A 26025-nucleotide genomic window follows, 5' to 3' on the forward strand; every position below is an offset into this window, starting at 1 on the left:
CATTTTTAATCAGAGGTGCCCTAGGTTTTTGCGAGCAATAAAATCGATAAATTCACTCAAGTGTCGTTGCAAGCGCATGGCAACGTGCTCGTCTACGACTTGGTGCTGCGCATTAATCGCCTTTGATACGTCGGTCACCATCATTTCGTGGCAGGGCTGAATGATCGACAGTGTAGAATCAAAAACCAGCTTAAAGTGCGCCTGTGCCCTTGCCCCACCCACCGGACTGTTAGCCTGGGTGATAATCGAAATAGGTTTGTCTTTTAATACCGACGTAAAGGCCGGGCGAGATGCCCAATCTATCGCATTTTTGATCACAGCCGGAATACTGTGATTATATTCGGGCGAACACACCACAATGCCATCGGCAGATTTAATAGACTGGATCAGCGCCACTACCGATACTGGTAAATTAGCGCTGAGATCTTCATTGTAAAATGGCAGCGCATCCAATTTAGGCAGTTCAAAATCCTGCTCGGGAAAATACCCTTGTAGCGCGTTTAAAATAGCCAGGCTTTTGCTGCCAGAGTGAAAACTGCCTGACATCAATAATAGTTTCATATCTTTCTTCTTTCTTGGTGGACCTGTGAGGCATTACCGAGTTGCGGGGCGATCCCTCAGTGTAATATGTTTTTGTGTCGTGTTGCTGCTACGGTTTTGATCCTATTGGACGAATAGCCAAGGTAAACGCAAGGCGAGGTTGAGATGTTGTTCTTTACTTGCCGTATCCGAGTCGGTGATGGAATGTTGAAACACTATTTACTCTTTATTTTCATAATGTTGCTGAGTATCTCCCCTTCGTCGGCAGAGGAACAGAAGCTTACTGAATTGGCTTGGCAGACCTCGCCGAACATTGCGGCTTTGTTTGAAGAGGCTGGCGTTAATGGCGCCTTTGTTGTTTACGATGTGATCGAGCAGCGACTTATCGGCTTTAATCGTCAGCGAGTAATGCAGCAATTTGTTCCTGCTTCAAGCTATAAAATTCCCCATACCTCAATTGCTTTAAACAGTGGCGCGATTAGTAGTGTGGATGAACTTCTGTCTTGGGATGGTAACCCCGCCCCTTTTAAAGCTTGGGAAAAAGATATGAGCTTGCGGGAAGCGATTGGGGTTTCTAATGCGGCCATTTATCAGCAAGTATCTCGGCGTATTGGTATGACCGCAATGCAGCACCATATCGACAAGCTCGGTTATGGCAATGCTTTGCTCGGTGAGACGGTCGATCGCTTTTGGTTGGATGGCCCCCTAAAAATTAGTGCTCTAGAACAAGTTCGGTTTTTAGCCAAGCTGGCGAACTCAGCGTTGGATTATCCCTCTGAGCAGCAGGCAATAGTGCGGGAGATTATTCAGCAGCCAAGCTCAGCGGGCACTGCATTATTTGCTAAATCGGGCTGGCAAAATGCTCCAGATCCCGGAATAGGTTGGTGGGTGGGCTGGGTAGAAACGCGCGGCCAAATCTATGCCTTTGCCCTAAACCTCGATATCCGTAGCGCTAAAGAGGCCGCGTTGCGGGAGCCGCTGGCACGACGAAGCTTGGCATCGATGGGCTTGTTGTAAACCAAGCTGATCCAAGCGATATAGTCTTTACTCTACCCCGCAAAGCTTGCTAGCTTGAGTTGGTCTCTTGCTGCGCCGCAGGATTATTATGGTCTACCGTATTGCACTGGGCTCAAGGCAGTATCAATTCGCCAATTTAAAAACGCTGATGGCCAAGGCCAGTCCGCTGCGTAGCGGTGATGTGCTGGCGGGTCTTGCGGCTCAAAGCAACGAAGAGCGGGTTGCGGCGCAAATGTTGTTGGCCGACCTTCCTTTAAAAGTGTTTTTAAGCGAAGCCCTTATTCCCTATGAGCAGGATGAAGTTACCCGGCTGATTCTGGATCACCACAACGCCAAAGCCTTTGCGCCGGTGAGCAGTTTAACGGTGGGGGAATTAAGAAACTGGCTGCTGAGTCACGATGCTGACGGTGATGCCTTGCAAGCGTTGGCACCGGGTTTAACCCCGGAGATGGTTGCCGCGGTCAGCAAACTTATGCGGGTGCAGGACTTGGTGCTGGTGGCCAGTAAATGCGAAGTTGTCACTCGGTTTCGGAATACCATTGGTCTTAAAGGGCATTTTTCTACCCGCTTGCAACCCAATCACCCTACGGATGACCAGGCTGGAATTGCTGCCAGCATTGTTGATGGCTTGTTATACGGCAGTGGCGATGCGGTGATTGGTATTAATCCGGCCAGCGATAATGTGCAAACCGTTAGCCGCTTGTTGCACTTGCTTGACGAGTTAATTCAGCGCTTTGACATTCCTACTCAAGCCTGTGTGTTGACCCATGTGACCAGCACGCTGAAAGCCATTGAGCGAGGTGCCCCGGTGGATCTGGTATTTCAGTCTGTTGCGGGTAGTGAGGCGGCCAATCGCAGTTTTGGCATTGATCTGGCGGTGCTGGCCGAAGCCCGTGAGGCGGCATTGAGTCTGCAGCGGGGGTGCGTTGGCAATAATGTAATGTATTTTGAAACTGGTCAGGGCAGCGCCCTGTCAGCCAATGCGCATCATGGTGTTGATCAGCAAACCATGGAGGCACGGGCCTATGCGGTGGCCAGAGCTTTTGATCCTTTATTGGTAAATACCGTGGTGGGGTTTATTGGTCCCGAGTATCTTTACGACGGTAAACAGATTATTCGGGCGGGGCTGGAAGATCACTTCTGCGGCAAGTTGCTGGGGCTGCCAATGGGCTGTGATATTTGTTATACCAACCACGCTGAAGCGGATCAGGATGATATGGATATGTTGCTGACCCAATTTGTGGCAGCGGGGGGCAACTTCATTATGGGCATTCCCGGTGGCGACGATATTATGCTGAATTACCAGACCACGTCCTTTCATGATGCCTTGTATATCCGCGAGCTGTTTCAGTTGCGCCCGGCGCCGGAATTTGAACAGTGGTTGCTTGAAACGGCGATATTCGACAGCCCTACTCGACTGGGTCGAGGTACTGAATTGCCGAGTCGCTTTGCTGCGCTATTGCAGCTGGATAAAGGCCAAGATCATGCTTGATCTCTGGCAAAGCCTGAAGCAATTTACTCCAGCGCGTATTGCGCTAGGGCGTGCTGGCGCTGCGCTGCCAACCACGGCAAATTTACAGTTTCAGTTAGATCATGCCCGAGCCAGAGACGCGGTGCATTTGCCGATGGATGTGCCAGCATTGGTCAGTGGTATAGAGGCGCTGCAGCTAAGCCCGGTGTTATTACAAAGCTTGGCTGGGCATCGACAGCAATATTTACAACGGCCTGATTTGGGGCGGCAGCTGGCCGAAGTAGACTGGCAGCGCTTGGCTGGGTTAAAAAATGAAGCTGGGTTTGATATTGCCATAATTGTGGGGGATGGTCTTTCTGCGGCGGCGGTTAACCATCACGCTTTGCCGGTGTTAGCGGAGTTGTTGCCATCATTAGGCAACGCTGGCTACTCCCTTGCACCACTCTGTATTGCCCGCCAGGCGAGGGTGGCACTAGCCGATGATATTGGCGAGGCGTTGGGGGCGCGGTTGAGCTTAATGCTTATTGGTGAGCGTCCCGGCTTAAGCTCTCCTGACAGCCTTGGTATTTATCTCACATATGAGCCTGAACGAGGTTGCCACGATGCCCAGCGCAACTGTATTTCGAATATTCGCCCCGACGGCCTGAGCTACCAGCAAGCCAGTGAAACCTGTTTGTATTTGTTGGTCGCAGCGTTAAGGAAAAAATTGAGCGGGGTGGAACTGAAAGATGATTCTCACCGTCTTGATGAGCTAGGTTCTGACTATATCCCCTTTCTTAAACAAGCGACTTGACGGTATTGTCTGCGCCTGTCATTTATTATCAGTCATTGCATGAATAGCACTAATACTAGGCATTAAAGCGCTACCTCATAACGGCATTAGGGAATGCGCGTATGGTAAGCGAAGGTATATTAGGCACAATTGACCCTCTGCAAAATGGATCCTTTGCAGGCTGATGCTTTTGCTGTCATAGCCATGCTATTGAGTTTGCAGGTGTCACAACTCAAAAGACTTGGAGATCCGCAGTGCACAGTCCTGACAGCCCCGAAGATGAGAGTATGCGACTACGCGCCCTGCGCGCGCTGAACATTCTCGACACCCCTGCAGAAGAACGCTTTGATCGTCTGACACGAATAGCCCAGCGTTTATTCAATGTGCCAATTTCGCTGGTCAGTTTGGTGGACGGGCATCGTCAGTGGTTTAAATCCAAACAAGGATTGGATGCTCAAGAAACGCCCCGGAATATTTCATTTTGTGGCCATGCCTTATTGGGCGATGGCATTTTTATGATTCCAGATGCCACACAAGATGAGCGTTTTCACGACAACCCATTGGTTACCGGCGGGCCTGAAATACGGTTTTATGCGGGTTGCCCACTGCATTCTCTGGACGGCAGCAAGCTTGGTACATTGTGCATTATTGACCGAGAGCCCAGAGTGCTGAGTGACTCAGATTTACAACTCTTGGCTGATCTGGCCCACTTGGTAGAGAGTGAGCTGGTGGCGGTGGAATTGGCAACGCTGGACGAGTTAACCGCCATTGCCAATCGCCGCGGTTTTGCCATGTTGGCGCAGCACACCTTGGATTACTGCGAACTGAAAAGTTATAACGCCACCTTGGTGTTTTTTGATTTAAATAAATTTAAAGCGATTAACGATTCTTACGGCCATGCTGCTGGAGACCGGGTGTTGGTGACATTTGCCGAGATGCTCAAATCTCAAACACGGGGCAGCGATGTGCTCGCTCGTTTGGGCGGTGATGAGTTTGTTGCACTATTGCCTAAAACCAGTGCCGAACAAGCAAAGCAAATGATCACCGGATTTAGAGAAAGGGTTACCACTAAAAACCGGGAACTGAACGAACGTTACGGTTATAAAATTTCGTTTGCCTGTGGCATTGTTGAATTTGATCCGCTGAATCACGCCGGCATTGATGATTTGCTGGCCGAAAGTGATACGCTAATGTATACCCGCAAGCGACGGCGACACAGTGAGTCGCTTGCCTAGCGTCGCAAATACCAATGCCGAAGTGCAATACAAGGCCTATGCTGGGAGTGTTTTGTGTCTGATATCCAATACCCTTTACGCGGAGCCTGCCAATGTGGGCAGCTTCGCTATACTTTGTATGCGGCACCGGCCAAAGTGGTGGCCTGTCATTGCAAGCAGTGCCAAAAACTTTCCACCAGCGCGTTTAGCATTACCGCTTTGGTAAAGGCAGACGATGTGGCGTTTGAGGGTGAGCTGGCAGAATGGCAGCGGGTTGCTGAAAGTGGAAATAAGAATTACGCCAAATTTTGTCCCCAGTGCGGTAACCGTATTTATCACTATAATCCCGATGCGCCGGAGATGATTAAACTCAAAGCGGCCAGCTTGGACGACACTCGAATTCTGCAGCCTACGGTACATCTTTGGGTTAGCCAGAAGCAGGATTGGTACTGCATCCCCGATGACGTTGACGTCTTTGATACCCAGGGTGGTGTTTAGCCATCCTCCATTAATATTTTGCTAGCGGTGGTTTGGTGTAAAGCGCAGCTCTGCCTGCAGGCCGCCCAGCTGCGCTTTTCCCAAGCTAAGTGTGCCCCTGTAAAGCTTGACCAGGTCATTGGCAATGGCCAAGCCCAGGCCTGAACCCGAGCGGCTTTCATCAAGCCGTAGGCCCCTTGTTAAGGCATGCTGGCAGTCTTCCTCCGACATGCCCGGTCCATCATCGCTGATGCTAATGATCAACGACTGGCTATTTTGATGGCAGTGCAAGGCTATGTTTTGACTGGCCCACTGGCTGGCGTTTTCCAATAAATTACCCACCATTTCTTGCAGGTCTTGAGGGTCAATTTTTACCCGTAGCTGCTCTGGACAATAATGGGAAAAATGGAGCTGACGCCTTTCCGCCAGACGGGCAATGCCGTTGATGACCGGGGCAAGGGCTTTGCCAATATTGCAGTCGCCAACCAAGGAGGTTGGGCCTGCCGCAGAGGCCCTCGCAAGATGATGGCGCACGGCCTCATTGAGTCTGACTAGCTCTTGCTGAATGGCACTGCGTTGGGGCTCGTCTAAGCGTTCGGCTTGGGTAAACAACACGCTTACAGGCGTTTTCAGGGCGTGGGCAAGATTCCCCGCCGCGTGGCGTCCCCGCTCAATCAGTTTTTGATCCCGCTCAATCACGGTGTTGATGGCTTCGGCAAGGTGACTTAATTCTTGCGGGAGTTGGGTATCTAAGCGTTCAAGCTCGCCCTGCTCTACGGCGCGCAAATTGCGCCGGATGCGTCGCAGCGGTGATAGTCCCCAGCGAATTTGTATGGCCTGCCCCAGCAGCAACAGTACCCCCAGTGTCGCCAACGAGGAATAAAGCAGTTGTTTAAAATGCAACACTTCGGCGTCAAGTTCATTGCGGGTTGCCGCTACCGTCACATGCAGGGTTTGGGATAGGGAGGCAATTTGAATATCCCGCTCAATTTTACGCAGCTGTTGATTTCTAGGACCGCCAATATCCGCAATATCGATACCGGCTTTGGGGCTGGTTGGAAGGCGCTGATCCCACAGCGAACGGGAGGTCAGGTTAAGGTCGCCGCCATCACTTAACTGCCAGTACCAGCCGGAAAATACCCGCTCAAAGCGCGGGTCTCCCAAGTCTTTTTGCATGAGCAAGCGGCCGCTAATGGGGTCGTAGGCAATGCCCGCCAACACCACGTTTAACAGAGACTCAAGGCGCTGATCAAAGGCGGTGGTGGCCGAGCGTTGAAAGTTATATGCGAGCATAGCGCCCGCAATTGGCAGGATAAGTACAACCAGTAACAGCGCGGCGGACAATAGTCGGGTGGTAATGCCCAAGCGGCGACGGTTAAGCATTACTATCGCCAATTTCCAGCAGCCGATAACCTTTGCCGCGCAGGGTTTCAATACGGTCGTTGCCCAGCTTTCGGCGCAGGCGACTGATATGCACGTCAATCACATTGGAGTCGGGTTCTTGATCGCGGTCATAAACGTGCTCTGACAGCTCGGTGCGGCTTACCACTCGGGGTGCTGCGTGCATGAGGTAGCCAAGCAGCCGAGATTCTTGTGCGGTTAAGGTGACGGGCAGCCCTTCAAGGCTGACTTGACCGCTATGGGTGTCGTAACTGAGATTACCCACTGTCAGTACGGGATGAGCGTGACCGTGACTGCGGCGAACAATAGCCCGGAGCCGGAACAGCACTTCGGCGGTGTGAAAGGGTTTGGTTACATAGTCATCTGCCCCGGCCGAAAAACCGGCGGCCTTGTCGGACCAGCGTTCTCTAGCGGTGAGCACCAGTACCGGAATATCAATGCCTTCGTCACGCCAGCGGCTCAGCCAATGGGTGCCGTTGCCATCGGGCAGTCCCAGGTCGAGAATCATCACATCGTAGCGTTCTGTTTTAAGGAGAAAGTCGGCATCGGCAGCCGATGCTACCGGCTCCACCAGCACCCCCGCATCTTTCAGCGATTCAGACAGCGCGGCCGCCAAGGGCTGATCATCTTCTACGAGCAGTGCTTTCATTGGCGTTCCATTCCTTTGATATTGCGCCCTTCTATGCTGACGACATCACCACTGACGGCATCGATCTCAAACTCAACGACTTGCCCTGCTGGACCTATCATTTCTATTTCGTAAATGGCCTGGCCATCTTCTTGCTCAAACTCCACTTCGATGACTTGGCCAATATAGTTTTTTTCCAAATTGCTGAGTACGGTGGCAAGGGATTGAATTCGCCCTGCCTCCACCTCTTTGTGCAAGTTTCGCCAATGTTCGTCGGCCAACGCCAAGCCCCCTGTGAGGAGCAAGCTAAGCGGCAGCAGCCAGCGTATGACACGAAAGCATGTAGTCAGTTGTTTTTTCATTGTTGCATTTTCGCAAATACCACATGAATGGAATATGACGGTTTTGATCAGCACCGGGAAAGGCCAGCAATGTAAAACTGCAAGCGAGTTAAAAAATAGAACTGATTCAATATACAAAGGAGCAAGCTATTATGACTAAAACATTGATTAGTGGTTCGGCGCTGGCCTTTCTGATGGTTCCTATGGCTTACGGCCAGGTGCCGGTAGATCAGGTAAGCAAGTCTCTTAAAGCTGCCCAGGAATACGGCATCGTTCAGTATCAAGAAGTGGAGTTTGATGATGACGGTAGCGCAGAGGTTGAAGGTTGGTTGGATGCCGAGTGGTATGCCGAGGTTGAAATTTCGGCTAATGGCGAAGTGATTCAAGAAGAACGCAAACGTCGAGATGGCGGGCCAATGGGAATGACATTGAGTGATGTGCAAAGTCTCATCGACTCTGCCAAGTCCCAAGGTATTATCCTAATTGAAGAGATTAGCGTAGATGAATCAGGCCAGATTGAGCTGGAAGGTGAAAATGCGCAGGGCCGGGAGATTGAGTTGAGCAATGCCAAAAGTGCAATGGATGCCGCCAAGTCGGCTTTCTAGTTCACAACGGTTCTTCATAACCACAGCAACGCCCTGCTCAGTTTGATTGAGCTGGGCGTTTTTTGTGGTGTGACGGTGTGCTGCATTTGATGCTATCAGGGGCTTAAGCAGCCCCTTGCCTGAATTTCCGGAGCCGGGTAGCGTGACGCTTTGGTCAACTCGGTGCACTACTCATGGTGCATCTGCTGCAGGCGGCCGGAATTTTGTTTCCTCTGTTAGATAATAGTCTGCCAACAGCGATGTTAAGTGCTGTGTTGTTCGGTGGCACGTTTATTGGGGTTGTTAGCTAGGTACTGACTATGGCGAACCGGTTTTACTCTATCAAGCCCGCCAGGCTTATGGGCAAGATGATCTTGTCTTATGGTGCTGCCCAAATTATTGGCCCTTGTTAATTGGCTTTATGGCAGAGCGCTTTGGCAATTACAATTCAGGTTTGTGGCTGGCTGTGGGCTTTACTCTACTACCTACTAGTAGGTGCGGTGTTGATTTTGGTTTTACGTTTAAGCAGTCAAGATGAAGAGTCCGTATTCGCACCCCAAGGGAGGGACTGAGGTATAAGCAAGGTTTATGTCGGCAAGCCTTACGTTTTGGGGCTATAAAAAATTATCCCTGCAATGCCCTGCCGCTGACTCACTCTAGAATCGATCATGCCTAGAGCCTGCAGTTGACTAACGGGTGTTTTGAATCAATCCATCGTGAAAATGTGCTTCGAGGCTGGATCCCGGATCGCTAATCGCGTCCGGGACGACATAGGGAGGAGCGATGCGCCTATGGCGTCATACCGGCCCCCGAGCCGGTATCCAGTAAATCACACCGAGCGTGATATATACATCGTGCTTGCCGCGAACATCGAGCCGCTGGATCCCTAAACGCGTCCGGGATGACACAGGGAGGAGCGATGCACCTATGTTGTCATACCGGCCTTGAGCCGGTATCCAGCAAACCACCGAGCGTGATACATACAGCCATGCTTGCCGTGAACATCGAGCTGCTGGATCCCGGATCGCTAAACGCGTCCGGGATGACACAGAGATGAGAAAACACACTTATGTCGTCATACCAGCCATCGAGTCGGTATCCAGCAAAACCACCGAGCGTGATACATACGCCGTGCTTGCCGCGAACACCGGGCTGCTGGATCCCGGTTCGCTAAACGCGTCCGGGATGACACAGGGAGGAGCGATGCACCTATGTCGTCATACCGGCCTTGAGCCGGTATCCAGTAGACCACCGAGCTTCAGGCACATGCCGTGCTTGCCGCGAATATCGAGCAACTGGATCTCGGCTCGCTAATCGCCTCTGGGATGACGAGGTGTCGACGTTGGTGGATTTACGATGGCATTAGGCTACCTGATGGTGAAGCGGGTTCGGGCTCACGAGGTCTTTTCGTTTCAGTATTGTCTGCGTTGCTTCAGTTACGGCTGGCAACCGTAATATGCGCACCGTTATATCGCCATAGCGCCGCAAGCCAAAATAATTGCAGGTTTAACAAGCCCAGCAACCACCACTCGAAAGCGTTTTCGATTCGGTCGTATTCGTCGCCCATGGCGGCATCCAGCACTAGGCTGAAAAGTGCTACTGCTAGTAATCCTTTGGAGTAGATCAGCATGGCTTTACCGGCAGATTTTAAATGACTTTGCAGTAGCCCCGATTCCACACTGATAAAGCAGATATAGCTTAGGCCGATATACAGAATGACGCCGAAACGACGGAGCAGGCGAAAGGTGTCGCCACTGTGGCCCAGGGACAGGGTATAAATAATCAATGCCACGGCCGCCGCCCAGCCTAGATACGGCAGTGCGCCACCCTTTTTTGTGCCCAGAGACAACAGCCAATAGCGGCAGAGTTGCCAGATCATCCCCTGTAATACGCAGGCACTGATAATGCCGCCTTTGAAGAAGAAGTAGGCAATGCCGTTGCGGCCGGTTTTACTGATGCTGACGCAGTCCGCCCAATAGGGGTTACACCAGTCAATAAAGCCTTGGCTGGACGCGATTAGCCAGCAGAGATGGATAATAAATAAGGTAAGGGCTGCGGTGAAAAACCCCAGTGGTGCCAATTTAATGCGTTGATCAGACGGCATGTTGAGTGGCTCCCCTGCTCCTTTGTTGGCTGTCTTTGTGTTCAGATCAGGCTCTTGGCTATGTGATTAAAGCGCTGAAAAATCATGCTAAGCGACATTTAAAAGTCGACCCGGCCTTTAATTAAAATTTGATAATTGTCGATATTGTCGCCCTCGTCCAAGGGCCAGGCAATGTCGATATGGGCAACCCGGTTTATACGGAACTTGGAAGGGCTGATTCGCAAGCCCAAGCCGATGTTGCTTAACACGCGCTCATCAACGTTGGGGGTGTTGTTGTCGGTATCCCATGTACGGCCGGTATCGTAGTAAATTGCCCCGCCAAGCCAAGCCAGGTTTAACAAGTGAATATCGGTGAAGTGGCGGCGTTCTACGGTGAAGGTCCACTGCCGGTTGCCCCGTTGAATGTCGCTAGGATAACCCCGCAATGCATCGCCATCACCGGTACTAAAAAACTGATCGTCGCGAATATTGCGGGCGATCTGATACTGCAGGTTTAAAAACCAGCGGTTGTTGGGGTCAATAAATTTAAAATAATCGAGGTTAAGGCTGTAAATGGCATTTTCGGGGTGTTGAGTATCGACATTATAGCGCCCGGTGCCCTCTGCGCTGCCTCTAAATAAATGGTTTTTCCCCGCGTTGAGGGTGTAAGCCATAGTGGCACCATAGATTGCCGCGTTGCGATCGCTGCCAGTCTCTTCACTGGCATAACCCAGGGTGACACTGGACCGCATCCCCAGTGGGATATCTTCCTGGCGATGACTGCGGGTGATATTACTGGTGGTCCAGTAGCGGTCTTCTATGTACTCCCAGCTTACCCACGGGTAGCGAAGTTCTACATCAGCAGGTATTTGGGAGAGTGCCTGAGCTGGTTCTTGCGGTGGTGCTGTAGCGGTCACCGCTGAAAAGGTATCAAGCTTCTCGGTAAAGCCGACGCGCCAGCGGTGAACCCGATGATTTTCTAAACCGTCAGACCAGCCCCAAAATACGCTGTTGGTGGTGGACTCCCGTTGATATCGATTGATGACTTCATCGTCTCTGTCGATGTTCTCGGTGAGGTTTTCTATATCGGTAGACACACCGGCGGCCCAGTGGCTGTTCAGCTCATAAAAAGGCCGGGTGAAATTAACTGACACCACTTCGCCATCGGAGTTATCGTAAAAATCAACGCCAAGTTCAAAGCGATTGGTCAGCAGGTCTGGGGCAAAGTAAGAAAATCCATAACCTGTACGGTCATCGTTTTCGTAATAGCCAAGCGAGAGTTCATGGCCGGTGCCGAATAGATTGTTTTCGGTAATCCCTGCGCCGACGCTGTTATCCCCTCCTGATCGGGACGCTGACGCGCTGGGGTAAAAGGTCCAGACATCCCGCACCACCGTGCGTAGAGTAATGCCATCGTCACAAATTTGATCTGGCACAATCATGGCGTCAACGAGATAGCCATTTTCCCTGAGTTGGCGCTCGTTTTCGTAGAGAGTTTCCGGGTTGAGGGGTTCACCGGGCGCAATCAGCATTTGCTTGGCTAAGGTGTCGTGCTGGGTATTAATGTGAAGAAAGTTAAAGGCGCGATAAATAGCGTAGTTTTCGTCGGGATTATTTTCATCAAATACGGGGAGGACTTGATAATCAATACCCTTGATGGGCATGCCCGCATATTGGCTGTAGTCGATACGCTTTCGGGTTTTTACAAATTTAAACAGCGCTGGGTCTTGGCGGCTAAAGCCCTGCTGACAATGACTTGACGGGGTGTTGCCCTTGTCGGTGATAACAGTGTCTTCTGCATAGGTGGTCAAGGCTGTAATGAATAAAGCCAGAGAAAAGCCAAATCTGAGGCTATAAGGGTACGACATAGTAATGACAGCAGCCTTTTCAGCATATTCAGTCGTTGGCGTGTATTTGAATTACTATCGCCAAGGTTTCTATAAGATTCGACTGCATTGGGCTGGCTGTCAACCAGCAGACCAGCGTCTTAATGCCAGATAATCTTGAAGAAGGCGCTGAGGCTCATAATATTTGCTGCCGTCCCGGTCAGAACTGGGAGAAAAAGTAGCGCGCAGTTGCGCTTTGGGGTCGATGAGGTAAAGGCGAAAGCCGTGGGCAACTTGGTAGTTATCTAGCGGGTTATTTTGGTTTGAAGGCGGGGCATCCGCGTCATCGTTGAACTCAATAAAAGCCGTTATGCCAAGACTTTGTTCAAAGCGCTTTGCGTTTTCTGGGTTGGCAGCTCGCCAGCCGATAAAACGCTGGTCAAACCAAGGAACGTAGGCGGCCAGCTGCTCGGCAGAATCGCGCTGAGGATCGACGGTGTAGAAGATCACTTGCAGATCTTCGTACTTGGGGTTTTGTTCTAATAATTTTCTGAATTGAGCCAGCTCAGAAAGGAGTGTTGGACAAATATCGGCGCAATGGGTGAAGCCGTAAGCAATCAACAGCCAGCGATGCTTAAAATTTTGGGGCGTGGTTTTTTTACCTTCATGGTTGATGAGTTGTACTTCGGGTAAGGGCTTGGGGGTGGCGAGTACAGCGCCTTGAATATTGGGCGGCCCGCTGTGCCGAGGCCAAAGCAAAAATCCAGCAATAAGCAATAAGCTTAACAGCAGCGCAGGTAATATAGCGCGGGGGGTCATTTCCCACCCGACATAAAACTCATGCGATTAAAAAAGGTGTAGTCGGCTTCGATAGCAAAAAATAAAATGCCCACCAAAATGGCAAAGATCGGTACGAGTAAGGCAATTTTAAGGGTGGCGGGCTCCCACATAAAATGCATAAACACAGAAATAATTAACCCTGCTTTAAGAAACATAAACAACAGAATGAGGGTCCAGCGTAGATAGCCCTGCACTTGAAAATAATCCACCATGTAAGATAGGCCGCTGAGCACAAATAAAAGTATCCAGACCTTAAAATAAAGGCCAATGGGATGTTGTTGGCCTTCGCCATGGGATGCCTGTTCAGAATTCATGGTCGCTCCTCACCACAGATAGAAAAATGCAAAAATGAATACCCAAACTAAATCGACGAAGTGCCAATAGAGCCCGGTAATTTCGACGATTTGAAAGCCTTTTTGATCGTAGTGCCCTCGTAATACTTTGATGGCGACAACCAATAAATAAATCACGCCAATGCTCACATGCAGGCCGTGAAATCCGGTAATCATAAAAAAGGCTGAGCCAAATTGAGCAGCACCCATTGGGTTTGACCACGGGCGCACGCCTTCATCGACGATGAGTTTGGTCCACTCAAATGCTTGCATGCCTACAAAGCTGGCACCCAGAATGGCGGTGATCAACATCAGCTTGAAGGTGGCGGCTTTATTGCGTTGATAGGCGCAATTAACGGCCATGGCCATCGTGCCGCTGCTAGTGATAAGGATGAAAGTCATGATGGCAATTAGCAGCAGCGGAATATCTGCGCCACCCACATGCAGGGCAAACACCTCACTGGTAAGGGGCCAGCTGTCGGTGGTGCTCATGCGAACATTCATATAGCCGATCAAAAATATACTGAAAATAAAGGTATCACTGAGCAAAAAGATCCACATCATCAATTTGCCCCAGGACAGCTTGAAAGTTTCTTTATCAGCTGACCAGTCCGAGACCATGGTATGCCAGTAACCTTGTTTTTGTTCTTGCGGTGCAACGGTAGCCATCGTTTTATCCCAGGCCGCAGGCTGCGGCGATAAATGCGTAGGTTTCCGGGGTGCGAGTCAATATAAAGAACAGTACCAGCCAGAGCACAAACAGATAGTGCCAATAGCGGGTACAGGCCTCGATGATGGCCCACTGTTTTTGAGGGTGATGGTTTTTAGCGAGGCTGTTTAGTATTCGGCCCAGTGCGATAAGCCCACCAAATAAGTGCAATCCATGAAGCCCGGTAAGAATATAAAAATAGCTGTTGGCAGGGTTGGCGGCGACGCCGTATCCCAGGTTAAGCAAATACTGCCATACCGAAATTTGCAGAATAATAAAAAGCCCGGCAAAAAAACCGCCCGCGGCTAAATACCCGTGAAGGTATTGGCGATTACCGCGACGCAGTGATGTGACCGCTTTGTGCATAGTCATGCTGGCAAGCAATAGCACTGCGGTGTTGATCCACAATCGCCAGGAATCGGTAAATGGTTGCCAAGGCTCGCCTGCCAGAGCACGAAAGTCGGCATATTGAGAGCGGGTGATAAAGGTAATAAAAAATAATAAAAAGAACACGCTGATAATGATCATCAATACGTTGACCGTAATTTTTATCGGCGGCATATAGCTGGTTTGACCCAGTTCAGGAACGATACCAGCTGCTTCGGGCAACCAGGGTTTCTCTGATAACACTTTTAACCATTTCATGTTGGCTCCCCTTCTTGGCGTTTGCCGCCTTCATAGTCCACATCTTCCTCTGCGACATGTTGGGGGATGAAATCTTGTTTGGCGCCGGGAACACTGTAGTCGTAGGCCCAGCGGTGGGTGGTGGGCAATTCGTCGCCCCAATTACCATGGCCAGGTGGCACATCTGGGGTGTGCCATTCTAAAGAGGCCGCCCCCCAGGGGTTAATCTCACTGCGTGGTCCTTTTTTTAGAGTCCAAAAAACGTTGACGATAAACACCAGTTGAAACAGCGCGACGATAATGGCGGCGATGGTAATGTCTTCATTCAATGCATGGGCCGAATCGGGGATAAACTCAGTGTCACCCAAGGCAAAGTAACGTCGGGGCACACCGAGAAAACCCAAATAGTGCATAGGCAAATAAATGGCGTAGGTGCCTAAAAAAGTACCCCAAAAATGAATTTTTCCCATGCCAGTATGAAGCTGTTTTCCTGAGATAAGTGGAAACCAGTGATAAATGGCGGCAAACAAAACCAAAATGGGAGACACGCCCATCACCATATGAAAGTGGGCAACCACAAACATGGTGTCAGACAGAGGTAGGTCAATAACCACATTGCCTAGGAACAGACCACTGAGGCCGCCGTGGGTAAAAGTGAAAATAAAACCGATGGCAAACAGCATAGGAACGGTGAGATGAATATTGCCCCGCCACAAGGTGAGTACCCAGTTATACACTTTGATGGCAGTGGGCACGGCAATAATGAGGGTAGTGGTGGCAAAGAAGAAACCGAAATACGGATTCATACCACTGACATACATATGGTGAGCCCAAACAACAAAGCTTAAGCCACCGATGATAACAATGGCCCAGACCATCATTCGGTAACCAAAGATATTTTTGCGGGCGTGGACGCTGAGTACATCGCTGACCATGCCAAAGGCAGGCAAGGCAACGATGTAAACTTCGGGGTGACCAAAGAACCAAAATAAATGCTGGAACAGAATGGGGCTGCCACCTTCGTGATCTAGCGGCTCACCTAAAGAAACAATGGCAGGCATAAAAAAGCTGGTGCCAACTATGCTGTCAAACAGCATCATAATCGCGCTAACCAGAAGGGCTGGAAAGGCAAATAAACCCAAAATGGTTGCAGTAAAAATACCCCAGATGGTTAGCGGCATGCGCATTAAGGTCATGCCCCGGGTGCGGGCCTGAAGAATGGTCGTGACGTAGTTCAAGCCGCCCATGGTAAAGGCGACAATAAAGATGGCCAGCGATAACAACATTAATACAATGCCGCCACTGGCACCGGGTGTACCGGGTAAAATGGCCTGGGGTGGATAAAGTGTCCAGCCTGCCCCGGTGGGGCCGCCGGTAACAAAAAAGCTGCTCAGCAACACAATGACCGATAATAAATAAAACCAGTAACTGAGCATGTTCAGGTAGGGAAACACCATGTCTCGAGTGCCCACCATTAAGGGAATCAAATAGTTGCCAAATCCCCCCAGTAATAACGCGGTAAGAAGGTAAATCACCATAATCATGCCGTGCATGGTGACAAACTGAAGATAGGCATTGGGATCAATAAAACTAAACTGATCGGGAAAGCCTAATTGCAGGCGCATTAATACCGAGAGCAACAAGGCGACCAAACCAACAAAAATTGCGGTGCCGCCGTATTGAATGGCAATTACCTTGTGGTCCTGGCTCCAGATATATTTGCCAATAAAGGTCTTGGGGTGATGGAGGTGTGGGGTTTGGTCGGCAATGGCGACATGGCTCATGGCGTGGCGTCCCGTGTAGTGTGGTTACAGCGTGCTGATGTAAGCCAGGAGATCGTCCAGGCGTTCTGGGTTTTGGATGCTGCGGGTCATCAGCCGCATTTGGCTGCCGTATTGATCCTCGGGGTGTTTGCCCCGGATGCCCATGCTGAAATGTTTTAACTGTTCGTAGAGGTACCAGTCGGCCTGCCCCGCCAAGCTGGGTGCCCCCAGTGCGGGTTTACCCTTGCCCTGCCCGCCGTGGCATACCGAGCAGGTCTGATAAACTTTGGCGCCTTTGTGAGCAGTGCCCTGCTCTCGGTTATTGGCTGCGCGCTGGGTGGGTAGCGAGTCGATATAGGCCAGAAGGTTGCGGATGTCCGCTTCTTTGTTGATCGATTTGGCCATGGCGGCCATTTGCTGACCATGGCTGTCGGCGGGATGAGTACCGCGTATCCCTTCGCGATAATGGCGCAGTTGGCGGGCCATATAGTCGCGGTCCAGCACCGTTAAATTGGGGGCGTTCATTGCAGGGTTGCCTCGGCCAGCCATGCCATGACAAGCGCCGCAGGTGTTGTATAGCTGCTTACCTGCGGCGATGTTGACCGGTTTGCTTTGTTGGGTTTCGGCAAAGGTGGGCTGCTTGGCGAGCCAGGCGTTAAAGTCTTTTTCTGACTCCACCACCACTTCGCCGCGCATGGTGTAGTGGGCTATACCGCACAGTTCCTCGCAGAGAATATCGAAGGTGCCAGTTCGGTTTGCCTCAAACCATTGATAGGTTTGGGTGCCGGGGACCAAGTCCATTTTGACTCGAAACTGGGGCACTGCAAAATTGTGCAATACATCGTTGGAACGCAGCAGCAGATGGATCGGGACATTCACGGGTAAATGCAGCCGATGACTTGCAACAATTAAATCGTCTTGGGATTTGGGGTCATCGGGGTCAATGCCGTAGGGATTGTCTTTGCTGACAAAGCGGGCATCAGCACCGCCCATTTCGCCATCGGCGCCGGGAAAACGATAAGTCCATTGCCATTGTTGGCCAATGGCCTCCGCTTGAATGGCGTTGTCGGGAACATTTACAACTTTGGCCCAGGTAATCAGGCCGGGGGTGAGCATGGCTATTACACCTACGGCGGTAATAATGGTCAGCCAGCTTTCTAAGGGTTTGTTCTCGGGTTCGTAATGGGCGCTATGTTTACCTTGGGCTCGGTAGCGCCAAATCGCCCATGCCAAAAACAGATTTACTGCGATAAAAACAATGCCAGTAATCCAGAAAGAGATTTCGATAGTGGTGTCAATGGCGCCCCAGTTTGAGGCTAGCGGGGTTAGCCACCAAGGGCTGTATAAATGAAACAGCACGGTGACAACAACCAAAGCTAATATAATCAGCGCAATAACCATGATCCATCCTTGTTAAGAACGTATCAGGTTGCAGCCAATCCCGGTGTGGTTCCGGACGGCGCGTTGAACTGCATCCCATTTTCAGCCACTGGCAGCTTGTTAAATTTTTCTGTCCAGCGGAGAAGCGGCGGCATAAAACTGTCGTCGTTTCGCTTTGTAGATAATGCAAAATAATCGGAAGGCGGCTTATTTTAAACGGTTCCGTCTTGTGTAAGCTGTAAAGTCGTTTGGACGATTTATGTTGTCGAGGTCAGCACTTTACAGATTCTTGCTTGTTCTTATTTCGGCAACTCAATGCCTTGTTTCACTGAAAAGCCCCCTGCTTCTCTCTTGCTGTATTTAAAACTACTTTAAATTTCGGGTATTTCAAGTTCACGCTGCATTTCTAAGTCGGTGCGGTGTTAATAGAGAGTTTTATAAGTGTCTTTTGGAATGAAGAAAATTTTTTAAGCTAAAACAGTGAGTTGGCGATTTAAGTGAGGGGGAAATGAGGCTTGAGTTTTGGTTTTACAGCATTTGTAGCTATTAACAATAAAGGGTTAATCTGAAAATAGTATAAAGAATTCTCTTTGAATCGCGGTCATGCGTCTTGTTTACGATCAATAGAGCATTAAATCAGGAGGGATTTAATATACTGATCGTTTACCCAGAAACATTTCGGCAATTTATCACAGTGTTGATGAGTGGTAGCAGCATTTTGATATTTCCGCTGTCTGCTAAGGATGAATAAAATAAATGCCATAACCTCGTTCTCGCTCTACCTGACCCTGCTGACGGGTGTGGTGGGTACCTCCCATGCCCAGGTGGGGGAGCTCAATGTTGTGCACAAAACCGGGATCGTGGCCGGGAGTCGTTGCGCCGAGGTTGAGTTTGATGACAGTTATCCCGCTCCTCGGGATGAATGCCTTTCCATAGAAGTAGCTGAAGAAACTCATCAGCTTAAAGGTGAGCTTGGCGCGAATTTTGGTGTGGAATATGCCCTTTCCGGCCTGGAAGATCGCTGCTACACCCTTAGTCATGTTTTGTTGCATCCGGATATGATCACGCCCAAAGGTGAAAAACGTCGCTATTATCAAAGAGAGCAGAAAATTGGTGCCTGTCAGGGTGGCGGTGATCGTTATGCGGATGTCTACAGCTGGTATATTGAAGAGCCTTGGGAGCTGGTGACAGGTGATTGGACGTTTAAAGTGCTATTGGATGGCGAGGAACTTGTTAGTGAGACAATCACCGTCGAATAAGCCAATATTTGTCGCGATAAGCTGATTATTTCTGCAATTCTTCTAGGCGTGCTTTAATGTGCGCGATCATTTGCGGACTGCCCCAGTCTGCCTTGCCCTCAAATCTAAAGCGAACCTGACCTTGGCTATCTACTAAATACGTCGTCGGTAGGCCTAATGGCTTCAGCCGTTGTGAATACAGCGTGGTGAGATCCATTAATATTGGAAAATCGATGGGGTTTGCGGTCACGAAGCGCCTTACTTTTGGCAGTGTATCGCCATAGTTCAGCGCCAGCATTCCCAGCTCTTGTGGCGAAATGGTTTGCCTAAGTCTATTGAGGGCGGGTAGCTCTTCTAGACAAGGTCCGCACCAACTGGCCCAAAGGTTGATTAATAACGGGGTGCCGCTTGGGATATCGCTGACTTGGTCGTCAAGGTTCAGCAGCTTTAAATCCTTCGGTAAATATAGGTCAGCTACCGGGATAAACGCTTTTTCTGCGAGTACAGGGGGGGCGAACATTGCCATTGCCAACACTAGAATCATGCCGGGAAAGTGAACGCAGCGGGGCATAGCCTGATAACTCAAGGAAAACATATGGGGAATTATCGCATAGGCCCCTGCCCTTGAAATCATTCTGTACGAGTATTCTTTCTTTAAGGCTGGGTTGTCTTGTCTCCACGTCTTTGTACTGATTCAGGATTACTATGGCGGCCTCTGCCCTCAGTCATTACCATATGGCCTTTGGTCGGGATGTCACCAGGCCGGTTTACTTGAGGGATGAATGTTGAGGTCAATTGGCTTGGATGAGCTGCTCTCCTTGCAGGGCGAATGCGTGGTGTTAATGCCTAATGACGCTGCGGCGCGCCAATGCCGAGACGCGCTGGCGACGTTGCGGGGTGGCCACGACCAAGCCTTTCTGGAGACGATCTCTGTTATGCCTGCCGATCAGTGGCTGGCCGAACTGTGGGATAGTAGTTTTCCCGACAAACAAGTGTTGCGCCCTATTCAGCTGCTGGCCTTAGCCCGCAAGATTATTGAAGATAGTGAGTACTTCCCTGCCAATTGTCTTAACCCATTGGCGATTACACGCCAGTTTGTGGATGCCTTTCAGCTGCATGCTGAGTATCAGCTGGAAACTCGTCGGGAAGATTATTTGTTTTCGCCGGAGTTTCAGGGTTTTTATCATTGGCGAATCGCTCTGCAACAGCAGTTAGACCAGCAGCAGGCTTTAAGTAGTCAGCAGTTGCCAGCGCATTTGTTGGCCTTGCTTGGCGACGGTCGTCTGCCTCTGCCGGACTATGTCATTTGTAGTGAGCAGCTGCAGTTAAGTCCCGCTATGGCAGAGTTTGTTACGGTTTGTCAGCAACAAAGTCAGGGGCTGCAGTTGCGTTCTGTCGAAGCCGCACCCTCCCCTGATGTTAAGTTGCTTGTTAGCCAACAGCTCCAGCAAGAATGTGAGGCGGTTGCCCAGTGGTTGGTCGAGCTGTTGCCTACGCTGCCTCAAGCAGCCAGTGTGGCGATAGTGGTGCCAGATATGACGCGCTATCAACATGCCCTAAACAGTGCGTTATCCCGTCAGCTCCACCCCGCCAGTTTATTTCCAAAACTTGCGCCGTCGTCAGCTGAACCCTGGTTGTTTGAGGGCAGCGAAAAGATTTTATCTTTTCCTCTGATTCGTGCAGCCTGGGATGTGATATCGCTTAATACTAATAAATTAGAAACAGAACATTTAAGTCGCATATTGCGCTCTAGGTTTGTACGAGGATGGCCTGAAAAACGCAGTGAAAGAGCGAGCTTGGATTTACGCTGGCGGGATCGAATGGGGCCTGAATCAAGTTTAAAGTCGGCGCTTGCTTTATCAACAAAAATTATTGCTGAAGATCCAGAAATTCTCGCGCCGTTACAGGAACTCGATGAACTCATAAGCGCCGCACCTAATCGTCAGCTCCCGTCAGTTTGGGTACGTTTTTTCGACAATTTATTGCTTTGTTCTGGCTGGCCAAATGCTGACGATAATGATTTGGTGGTTATGCAGTGTCGCCGTGGTTTTAGTCAGGCAATGGACGTGTTTCGTGCACTGGATAGGCAGCTGGGGCCAATTAATCACGGCGATGCGCTGTCTTGGTTGCAACATATACTGTCTACCAAGCGCTTTTCTATTACTCGTGATTGCCATTGCCCGGTGCGAGTGATGTCCTATGACGATGCCTTTGGTCGACAGTTTGATGCAACTTGGATCATGGGTTTGGATGATTCGGCCTTGCCCAGAAGAGCCGAGCCGTCGGCGTTTTTACCCCTTCACTTGCAGAAAAATTCAGGTATTCCTGATAGCCAGCCCGCATTAATGTTGAAACGAGACCAGCGCTTGTTAGATGCCTTATTGCTTAGTGCCCCCATTGTTTACGTTAGCTATTGCCGTCAAAATGAAGCGGGTAGTCCATTGGCGTTAAGCAGTCTTTTGAATGAATTTTCTGAGCACAAATTTAGCGAAATAGCGCTATCTTATACGTGTTCTGCCGATTTAATTAAGACGCAAAATGATGATGTAAATAGTGTTGATGTTGAGGAAAGAAAAAAGTTAAAAGGCGGCACAGGATTGTTTAAAGAATATGCTTCAAGTCCCTTTTTTGCCTTTTTAAAATACCGTCTTAATTTAAAAGAATTTCCGGCTTCGGAGGAAGGCTTGGACCATCGGGTTCAGGGTATTTTAGTACACGATAGTCTGCAGTATTTTTGGGAAGAGGTCGTCGATAGCAAAACCCTGTTAGCGATGACGGATGCACAATTTACTGAGATGGTAAGTCGCTGTGTGCAAAAGGCATTTACCTACCCTGAGTTAAAAAGCAGTCGTTATGGTGAAGCCCTTAAAGGTTTGGAAAAGCGTCGTTTAATAAGCTTGCTTAGCGCATGGTTGCATGAAAAAGAAAAACAAAGAATAGAGGCTTTTGAGGTTGTGGCTACCGAGCAGGAGCGGGAGTGTGAGTTTATGGGGATCCCCCTCCGGCTGCGGATAGATCGCATCGACAGGGTGGGTGAGCATACGTTGCTGATCGACTACAAAACCGGGCAAGTTCAGGGTAAGGCGCTAAACGTTGACGAAATGACTGAGCCCCAGCTACCGATATATGCCTTGGTCGAGGCCGAGGCCGGGCGAGGTGTCGATGGGGTGATGCTGGCGCAGGTGAAAAGCCCGGAGGACCTGGCTATTCATATGCGCAGTAATTGGGCTAACAGCGTGATTCCTAAGCGGGCCAGCAAAAATACCGATGTCGATAGCTCCGACAAATGGGATGCGGAAATGGCGGCGTGGCAAAAGGCCTTGTCGGCAATGGCTCAAGGTATTCTTGGGGGCAACATTGCCCACGATTTTAGCCGTAACCACAGTCGGGGGTTCAGTAGCTTTTTGTTACCGCTGCTCCGGGGTGAGGATCAGCATGGGGAGGCTGAAGAATGAGTCAGCAACTTCCCCCCGATCAAGCCCAGCGCGATCGTGCTGTAGATCCGAGTAAATCTGTATTAGTGAGAGCGCCTGCGGGCTCAGGCAAAACCGGCGTGTTGTTATTGCGCTACCTGCGCTGCTTACTCACCGTGGAGCAGCCTGAGCAGGTTGTCGCCATTACGTTTACCAATAAGGCCGCCGGTGAAATTAAAGAGCGGGTGATGACCGCATTAATGGCCGACCCGGCGGGCTCCTCAGATAACCCCTTTGAACAGGCTATAAATGACGCGGTGGCGGCGGTGTTGGCGAGGGACGCCCAGCGCCAATGGCAGTTATTGGAAAACAGCGCCCGACTTCGTATTGCTACTTTTGATAGTTTTTGCGGCAGCATTACACGGCGTTTGCCGCTGCTGTCTGGCATGGGCGCGGCTAGCCCCCTGACGGACAGCGACGCACTTTATCGCAATGCAATTTTGCAGTTGTTCAGAGAGTTGGATGATCCCAGTTGCCCAGAAGATTTAAAAGGCGCTTTGGAGCGACTGCTTGCCTATGGCAGCAACCGTATCGAAAGTCTGCTGCCTTTGTTGTCTTCGTTACTGGCGAAGCGGGATCAGTGGCTGGACGATATTGTGAATGGCGATGCCGAGCTTATGGAAGAGGCACTTCAGCAAGAAGTGTTAGGAATTTTTCACCGTGAAATAGCGGTGCTGAAAAAGCGTGATATCAGCACATTGCTCTCGGCTTTTGTAGAATCATCCGGTTTTAATGATCAGCACGCTTGGGCCGCCGATGTAGATGTATCAATGGCCGATCCGGTTCAACAGTTTGATCTGATGCAACAGCTTGCAGCTACGATGCTCAGCGGTAAGGGCGAACTGTATAAACCCGGCTCAGTTCACTACGCCAAATTTATTAAGGGTGAGCCCGGCACTCAAATAGCCAAAGATTGGTTGAGTCGCCGTCAAGACAATGACGACTATGAGCCGCTGTCTGCGGCCTTTGTTAATCTTGCCAGTTTGCCACCGCTTGTTATGCCTGCCAGTAGTCGCCAATTGGTGGATGATTTCCGCTGCGCACTGAAATACCTGGTCGCGTATTTGCGCTTAGAGTTTGAGCGTCGGGGCGGGGTGGATTTTGGCGAAATTGCCCAGCGGGCGATTTATGCGCTGCGCCCTGGTGAGCTTGATGTTGGTGAGGCCATTCTGGAGGAAGATCGCATTGCGCATATTTTGGTGGACGAAATGCAAGACACCTCCGTTAGCCAAATTCAGCTGCTAAAAAACCTCTGCCAAGATTGGCAGGAAGGCGATGGTCGCAGCGTATTTTTCTGCGGGGATTTGCAGCAGTCTATCTACGCGTTTCGGGGCAGTCTGGTCGAGTTGTTTGACGAGTTGATTCAAGAGGGGCGATTTGCCAATCGCACTTTAGAGCAGCTGCAGCTTACGGCAAATTTCCGGTCTGCAGCCATGCTGGTGAATTGGGTGAATCACAGTTTTCAGCAGATATTTTCGAATAAAGGCCGCAGCTATACGGCAGCTGAACCCCAGCGAAACATGCCGGGACAGCTACATATTCACCCTCAGCGGCAGGGCTTTAATGTTAAGGCAAAGGTTCAAGCTGGGAATGCCGAGGCCGACGATATTGTTGCGCTAATTAAAGCTTATCAAGCTGAAGATGCTCAAACTGGGCAGGAGCGGCGTATCGCCATTCTGGTTCGTAGCCGTAGCCATTTAGCTAGAATTATCCCCGCGCTAAAACAAGCCGATATCCCTTTTTCTGGGCAGGACATCGATACCTTGTCGCAAACACCGGCGGTGCTGGATTTTACGGCCTTGTTACGGGCGCTCTGGCATGAGGCTGACGATGTGGCGTGGGCAAGGCTGCTGCGGGCACCCTTTGTCGGTTTGAGTTGGGATGATATACGTCGTCTGCGAATGGCCGGGGGCTTATTGCGAGATGCGCTGATTCATGGCGAGCTTGCTCTGAGTGAGGCGGGCGAAGCGGCACGAGCAAAGCTGGTGGAGATAGTTTTGTGGATAGAGGCGCAGCCCCAAAGCCGGGACTTACGCTGGGCTTTGCGTAGCAGCTGGCATTCATTGGGTGGTCCTGCCTGCGTCAGTGACGCCGAGTATCGTGATGTAGACCGGGTGCTAGCGTTGCTGAACGAGCATGCTCCAGCGGGCATATTGGAAGATATCCATGCCTTTGAGGCGGCAATTGCTCGCTTGTTTGCCACTCCGCCAGCGAGCAATGTTGAGTTGATGACTGTACATAAATCTAAGGGGCTGGAATTTGATGTGGTGATGCTGCCGGGGCTGGGTGGGCGAGGGCGCAACGAAGACAGTCCGCTGCTGGTGTGGCGGCGGCTTCAGGGGCACATGGTGTTTGCGCCCAAACCCCAAGCTGGTGATGAGCCAGCAAGCCGGGTTTACGCGTTTTTAGACGCCCAACGTCGACAAGCGTTGGACGAAGAGCTAGACCGGCAACTCTACGTGGCCCTCACTCGAGCCAAAGCCCACCTGCATCTCTTTGGTTTGGTGAGCGAAGACAAGGCAGGGGAGTTAAAGCCAGAGTCTTCGTCTTTTTTAGGTCGGTTATGGGACTCGGTGGCACCGGCTTATGATGATGCGCGTTGCTTCACTGAAAGCGATGAGGAAAACCAGCTCCGGGTGCCGATGGCACCGCGATTAAAGGCACTGGATATGAGTTTGCAGTCCATTTTTGAGCCTCCAGCGCTGACGCTGTCACCACTGCAGCAAGCTCAGCGGCACAGCGAGAATGCGGTATTAGAAGATAATATCGAGCAGCGTGCTGTGGGTATTGTCTTCCATGAGTTAATGGAAAAGCTTGGCAAGAACGGGGAGCGTAATTATTTATTTACAGACCGCGAACAGCTGCGGTCGCGAATATTGCTGCGGCTGCGGCATCACTGCCACCCCGAGCCGGGCTTGGATAACAGCGCAGATCAACTGCTGCAATTGTTGGATAATACCCAGCGTTGTCCTTCGGGCCAGTGGATCTTGTCAAGCTACCAATGGCAGGCTAATGAACAAACTCTGCGGCGCTTGGTGGGCGGGCAATGGCAATCGCTTATTCTGGACAGGATTTTTATCGAATCTTCAGCCGATGGCGACAAATGCTGGATTATTGACTATAAAACAGCAAGGGCTAAGGGCAATGTGGAGGCGTTTTTCAGCAATGAGGCTGACCGTTATCGTTCAAAAATGGCAATATACCGTAATGCTTTGCTCGCAACTGGGGTAGAATGCCCGGTTTCCACGGCCTTGTACTTTCCAGCCCATCAACGGTTAGTGGTTTTAGACTAATTTAATAAGCACTATTGGT

22 protein-coding genes are annotated in these 26025 nt (G+C 50.5%); 9 read left to right on the forward strand and 13 right to left on the reverse strand.

Features of this window, described 5'->3' with window-relative positions:
• Positions 1-9: 9 nt before the first annotated feature.
• Positions 10-561, reverse strand: a complete 552-nt coding sequence (locus tag IMCC21906_RS02570) for an NADPH-dependent FMN reductase (RefSeq protein WP_047010857.1) — start codon at positions 559-561, stop codon at positions 10-12.
• Between the two features lie 183 nt (positions 562-744).
• On the opposite strand from IMCC21906_RS02570, the gene blaOXA reads away from it, so the two are divergent.
• From blaOXA to IMCC21906_RS02595, 5 genes are all read left to right on the forward strand, one after another.
• Positions 745-1557: a class D beta-lactamase gene (blaOXA, locus tag IMCC21906_RS02575; protein WP_197085935.1), complete on the forward strand. Its 813-nt coding sequence runs from the start codon at positions 745-747 to the stop codon at positions 1555-1557.
• Between the two features lie 88 nt (positions 1558-1645).
• Positions 1646-3049 (forward strand): ethanolamine ammonia-lyase subunit EutB, encoded by a 1404-nt coding sequence (locus tag IMCC21906_RS02580; RefSeq protein WP_047010858.1) that lies wholly within the window; start codon positions 1646-1648, stop codon positions 3047-3049.
• Entirely contained in the window at positions 3042-3821 is a 780-nt protein-coding gene (gene eutC / locus IMCC21906_RS02585; RefSeq protein WP_047010859.1) for an ethanolamine ammonia-lyase subunit EutC, read from the forward strand. The genes IMCC21906_RS02580 and eutC overlap by 8 nt, the downstream gene beginning before the upstream one ends.
• A 233-nt stretch (positions 3822-4054) precedes the next feature.
• On the forward strand, positions 4055-5035 hold the full coding sequence (locus IMCC21906_RS02590) for a sensor domain-containing diguanylate cyclase (RefSeq protein ID WP_047010860.1): 981 nt from the start codon (positions 4055-4057) through the stop codon (positions 5033-5035).
• A gap of 54 nt (positions 5036-5089) precedes the next feature.
• Positions 5090-5512 (forward strand): GFA family protein, encoded by a 423-nt coding sequence (locus tag IMCC21906_RS02595; RefSeq protein WP_047010861.1) that lies wholly within the window; start codon positions 5090-5092, stop codon positions 5510-5512.
• A 21-nt stretch (positions 5513-5533) separates the two neighbouring features.
• Here the strand turns inward: IMCC21906_RS02595 and IMCC21906_RS02600 are convergent, their stop codons facing one another.
• Genes IMCC21906_RS02600 through IMCC21906_RS02610 form a run of 3 tightly spaced genes read right to left on the reverse strand, consistent with a single transcriptional unit; the run spans position 5534 to position 7882 of the window.
• Positions 5534-6874 carry an ATP-binding protein gene (locus IMCC21906_RS02600; RefSeq protein WP_047010862.1) on the reverse strand — a complete coding sequence of 447 codons (1341 nt, stop codon included), beginning with the start codon at positions 6872-6874 and terminating at the stop codon, positions 5534-5536.
• Entirely contained in the window at positions 6867-7541 is a 675-nt protein-coding gene (locus IMCC21906_RS02605) for a response regulator transcription factor (protein WP_047010863.1), read from the reverse strand. The genes IMCC21906_RS02600 and IMCC21906_RS02605 overlap by 8 nt, the downstream gene beginning before the upstream one ends.
• Positions 7538-7882, reverse strand: coding sequence for a PepSY domain-containing protein (locus IMCC21906_RS02610; protein ID WP_047010864.1), 345 nt, complete (start codon positions 7880-7882; stop codon positions 7538-7540). Before IMCC21906_RS02610 ends, IMCC21906_RS02605 begins: the two co-directional genes overlap by 4 nt.
• 131 nt (positions 7883-8013) lie before the next feature.
• Here IMCC21906_RS02610 and IMCC21906_RS02615 point away from each other — a divergent pair, with 131 nt between their 5' ends.
• Positions 8014-8466 (forward strand): hypothetical protein, encoded by a 453-nt coding sequence (locus IMCC21906_RS02615; RefSeq protein WP_052763325.1) that lies wholly within the window; start codon positions 8014-8016, stop codon positions 8464-8466.
• 1411 nt (positions 8467-9877) lie between these two features.
• Here IMCC21906_RS02615 and IMCC21906_RS02620 read toward each other — a convergent pair.
• The 8 genes from IMCC21906_RS02620 to IMCC21906_RS02655 all read right to left on the reverse strand — a co-directional run bounded on the left by IMCC21906_RS02620 (position 9878) and on the right by IMCC21906_RS02655 (position 18023).
• Complete coding sequence (locus tag IMCC21906_RS02620; protein ID WP_047010865.1) at positions 9878-10549, reverse strand: hypothetical protein; 672 nt, start codon at positions 10547-10549, stop codon at positions 9878-9880.
• Between the two features lie 98 nt (positions 10550-10647).
• Positions 10648-12396 carry a hypothetical protein gene (locus IMCC21906_RS02625; RefSeq protein ID WP_047010866.1) on the reverse strand — a complete coding sequence of 583 codons (1749 nt, stop codon included), beginning with the start codon at positions 12394-12396 and terminating at the stop codon, positions 10648-10650.
• 99 nt (positions 12397-12495) lie between these two features.
• Complete coding sequence (locus IMCC21906_RS16180) at positions 12496-13173, reverse strand: SCO family protein (protein WP_052763326.1); 678 nt, start codon at positions 13171-13173, stop codon at positions 12496-12498.
• On the reverse strand, positions 13170-13508 hold the full coding sequence (locus tag IMCC21906_RS02635) for a cytochrome C oxidase subunit IV family protein (protein WP_047010867.1): 339 nt from the start codon (positions 13506-13508) through the stop codon (positions 13170-13172). The genes IMCC21906_RS16180 and IMCC21906_RS02635 overlap by 4 nt, the downstream gene beginning before the upstream one ends.
• 9 nt (positions 13509-13517) lie before the next feature.
• Positions 13518-14195, reverse strand: a complete 678-nt coding sequence (locus IMCC21906_RS02640; protein ID WP_047010868.1) for a heme-copper oxidase subunit III family protein — start codon at positions 14193-14195, stop codon at positions 13518-13520.
• 4 nt (positions 14196-14199) lie between these two features.
• Positions 14200-14880: a cytochrome c oxidase subunit 3 gene (locus tag IMCC21906_RS02645; protein ID WP_052763327.1), complete on the reverse strand. Its 681-nt coding sequence runs from the start codon at positions 14878-14880 to the stop codon at positions 14200-14202.
• Positions 14877-16643, reverse strand: coding sequence for a cbb3-type cytochrome c oxidase subunit I (locus IMCC21906_RS02650; protein WP_047010869.1), 1767 nt, complete (start codon positions 16641-16643; stop codon positions 14877-14879). The genes IMCC21906_RS02645 and IMCC21906_RS02650 overlap by 4 nt, the downstream gene beginning before the upstream one ends.
• A gap of 24 nt (positions 16644-16667) precedes the next feature.
• Positions 16668-18023, reverse strand: coding sequence for a c-type cytochrome (locus IMCC21906_RS02655; protein ID WP_047010870.1), 1356 nt, complete (start codon positions 18021-18023; stop codon positions 16668-16670).
• A 722-nt stretch (positions 18024-18745) separates the two neighbouring features.
• Between IMCC21906_RS02655 and IMCC21906_RS02660 the strand changes: the two genes are divergently transcribed.
• Positions 18746-19261 (forward strand): DUF3859 domain-containing protein, encoded by a 516-nt coding sequence (locus IMCC21906_RS02660; RefSeq protein ID WP_047010871.1) that lies wholly within the window; start codon positions 18746-18748, stop codon positions 19259-19261.
• A gap of 25 nt (positions 19262-19286) precedes the next feature.
• Here IMCC21906_RS02660 and IMCC21906_RS02665 read toward each other — a convergent pair whose 3' ends face one another.
• The gene (locus IMCC21906_RS02665; protein ID WP_197085936.1) at positions 19287-19811 is read right to left on the reverse strand and encodes a TlpA disulfide reductase family protein; all 525 of its coding nucleotides are present in this window, start codon (positions 19809-19811) and stop codon (positions 19287-19289) included.
• A 211-nt stretch (positions 19812-20022) separates the two neighbouring features.
• Here IMCC21906_RS02665 and IMCC21906_RS02670 point away from each other — a divergent pair, with 211 nt between their 5' ends.
• Positions 20023-22695 (forward strand): PD-(D/E)XK nuclease family protein, encoded by a 2673-nt coding sequence (locus IMCC21906_RS02670; RefSeq protein WP_047010873.1) that lies wholly within the window; start codon positions 20023-20025, stop codon positions 22693-22695.
• Entirely contained in the window at positions 22692-26006 is a 3315-nt protein-coding gene (locus IMCC21906_RS02675; protein ID WP_047010874.1) for an exodeoxyribonuclease V subunit beta, read from the forward strand. The genes IMCC21906_RS02670 and IMCC21906_RS02675 overlap by 4 nt, the downstream gene beginning before the upstream one ends.
• Positions 26007-26025: the final 19 nt, after the last annotated feature.

This window comes from Spongiibacter sp. IMCC21906 (assembly GCF_001010805.1).
Lineage (GTDB): Bacteria > Pseudomonadota > Gammaproteobacteria > Pseudomonadales > Spongiibacteraceae > Spongiibacter.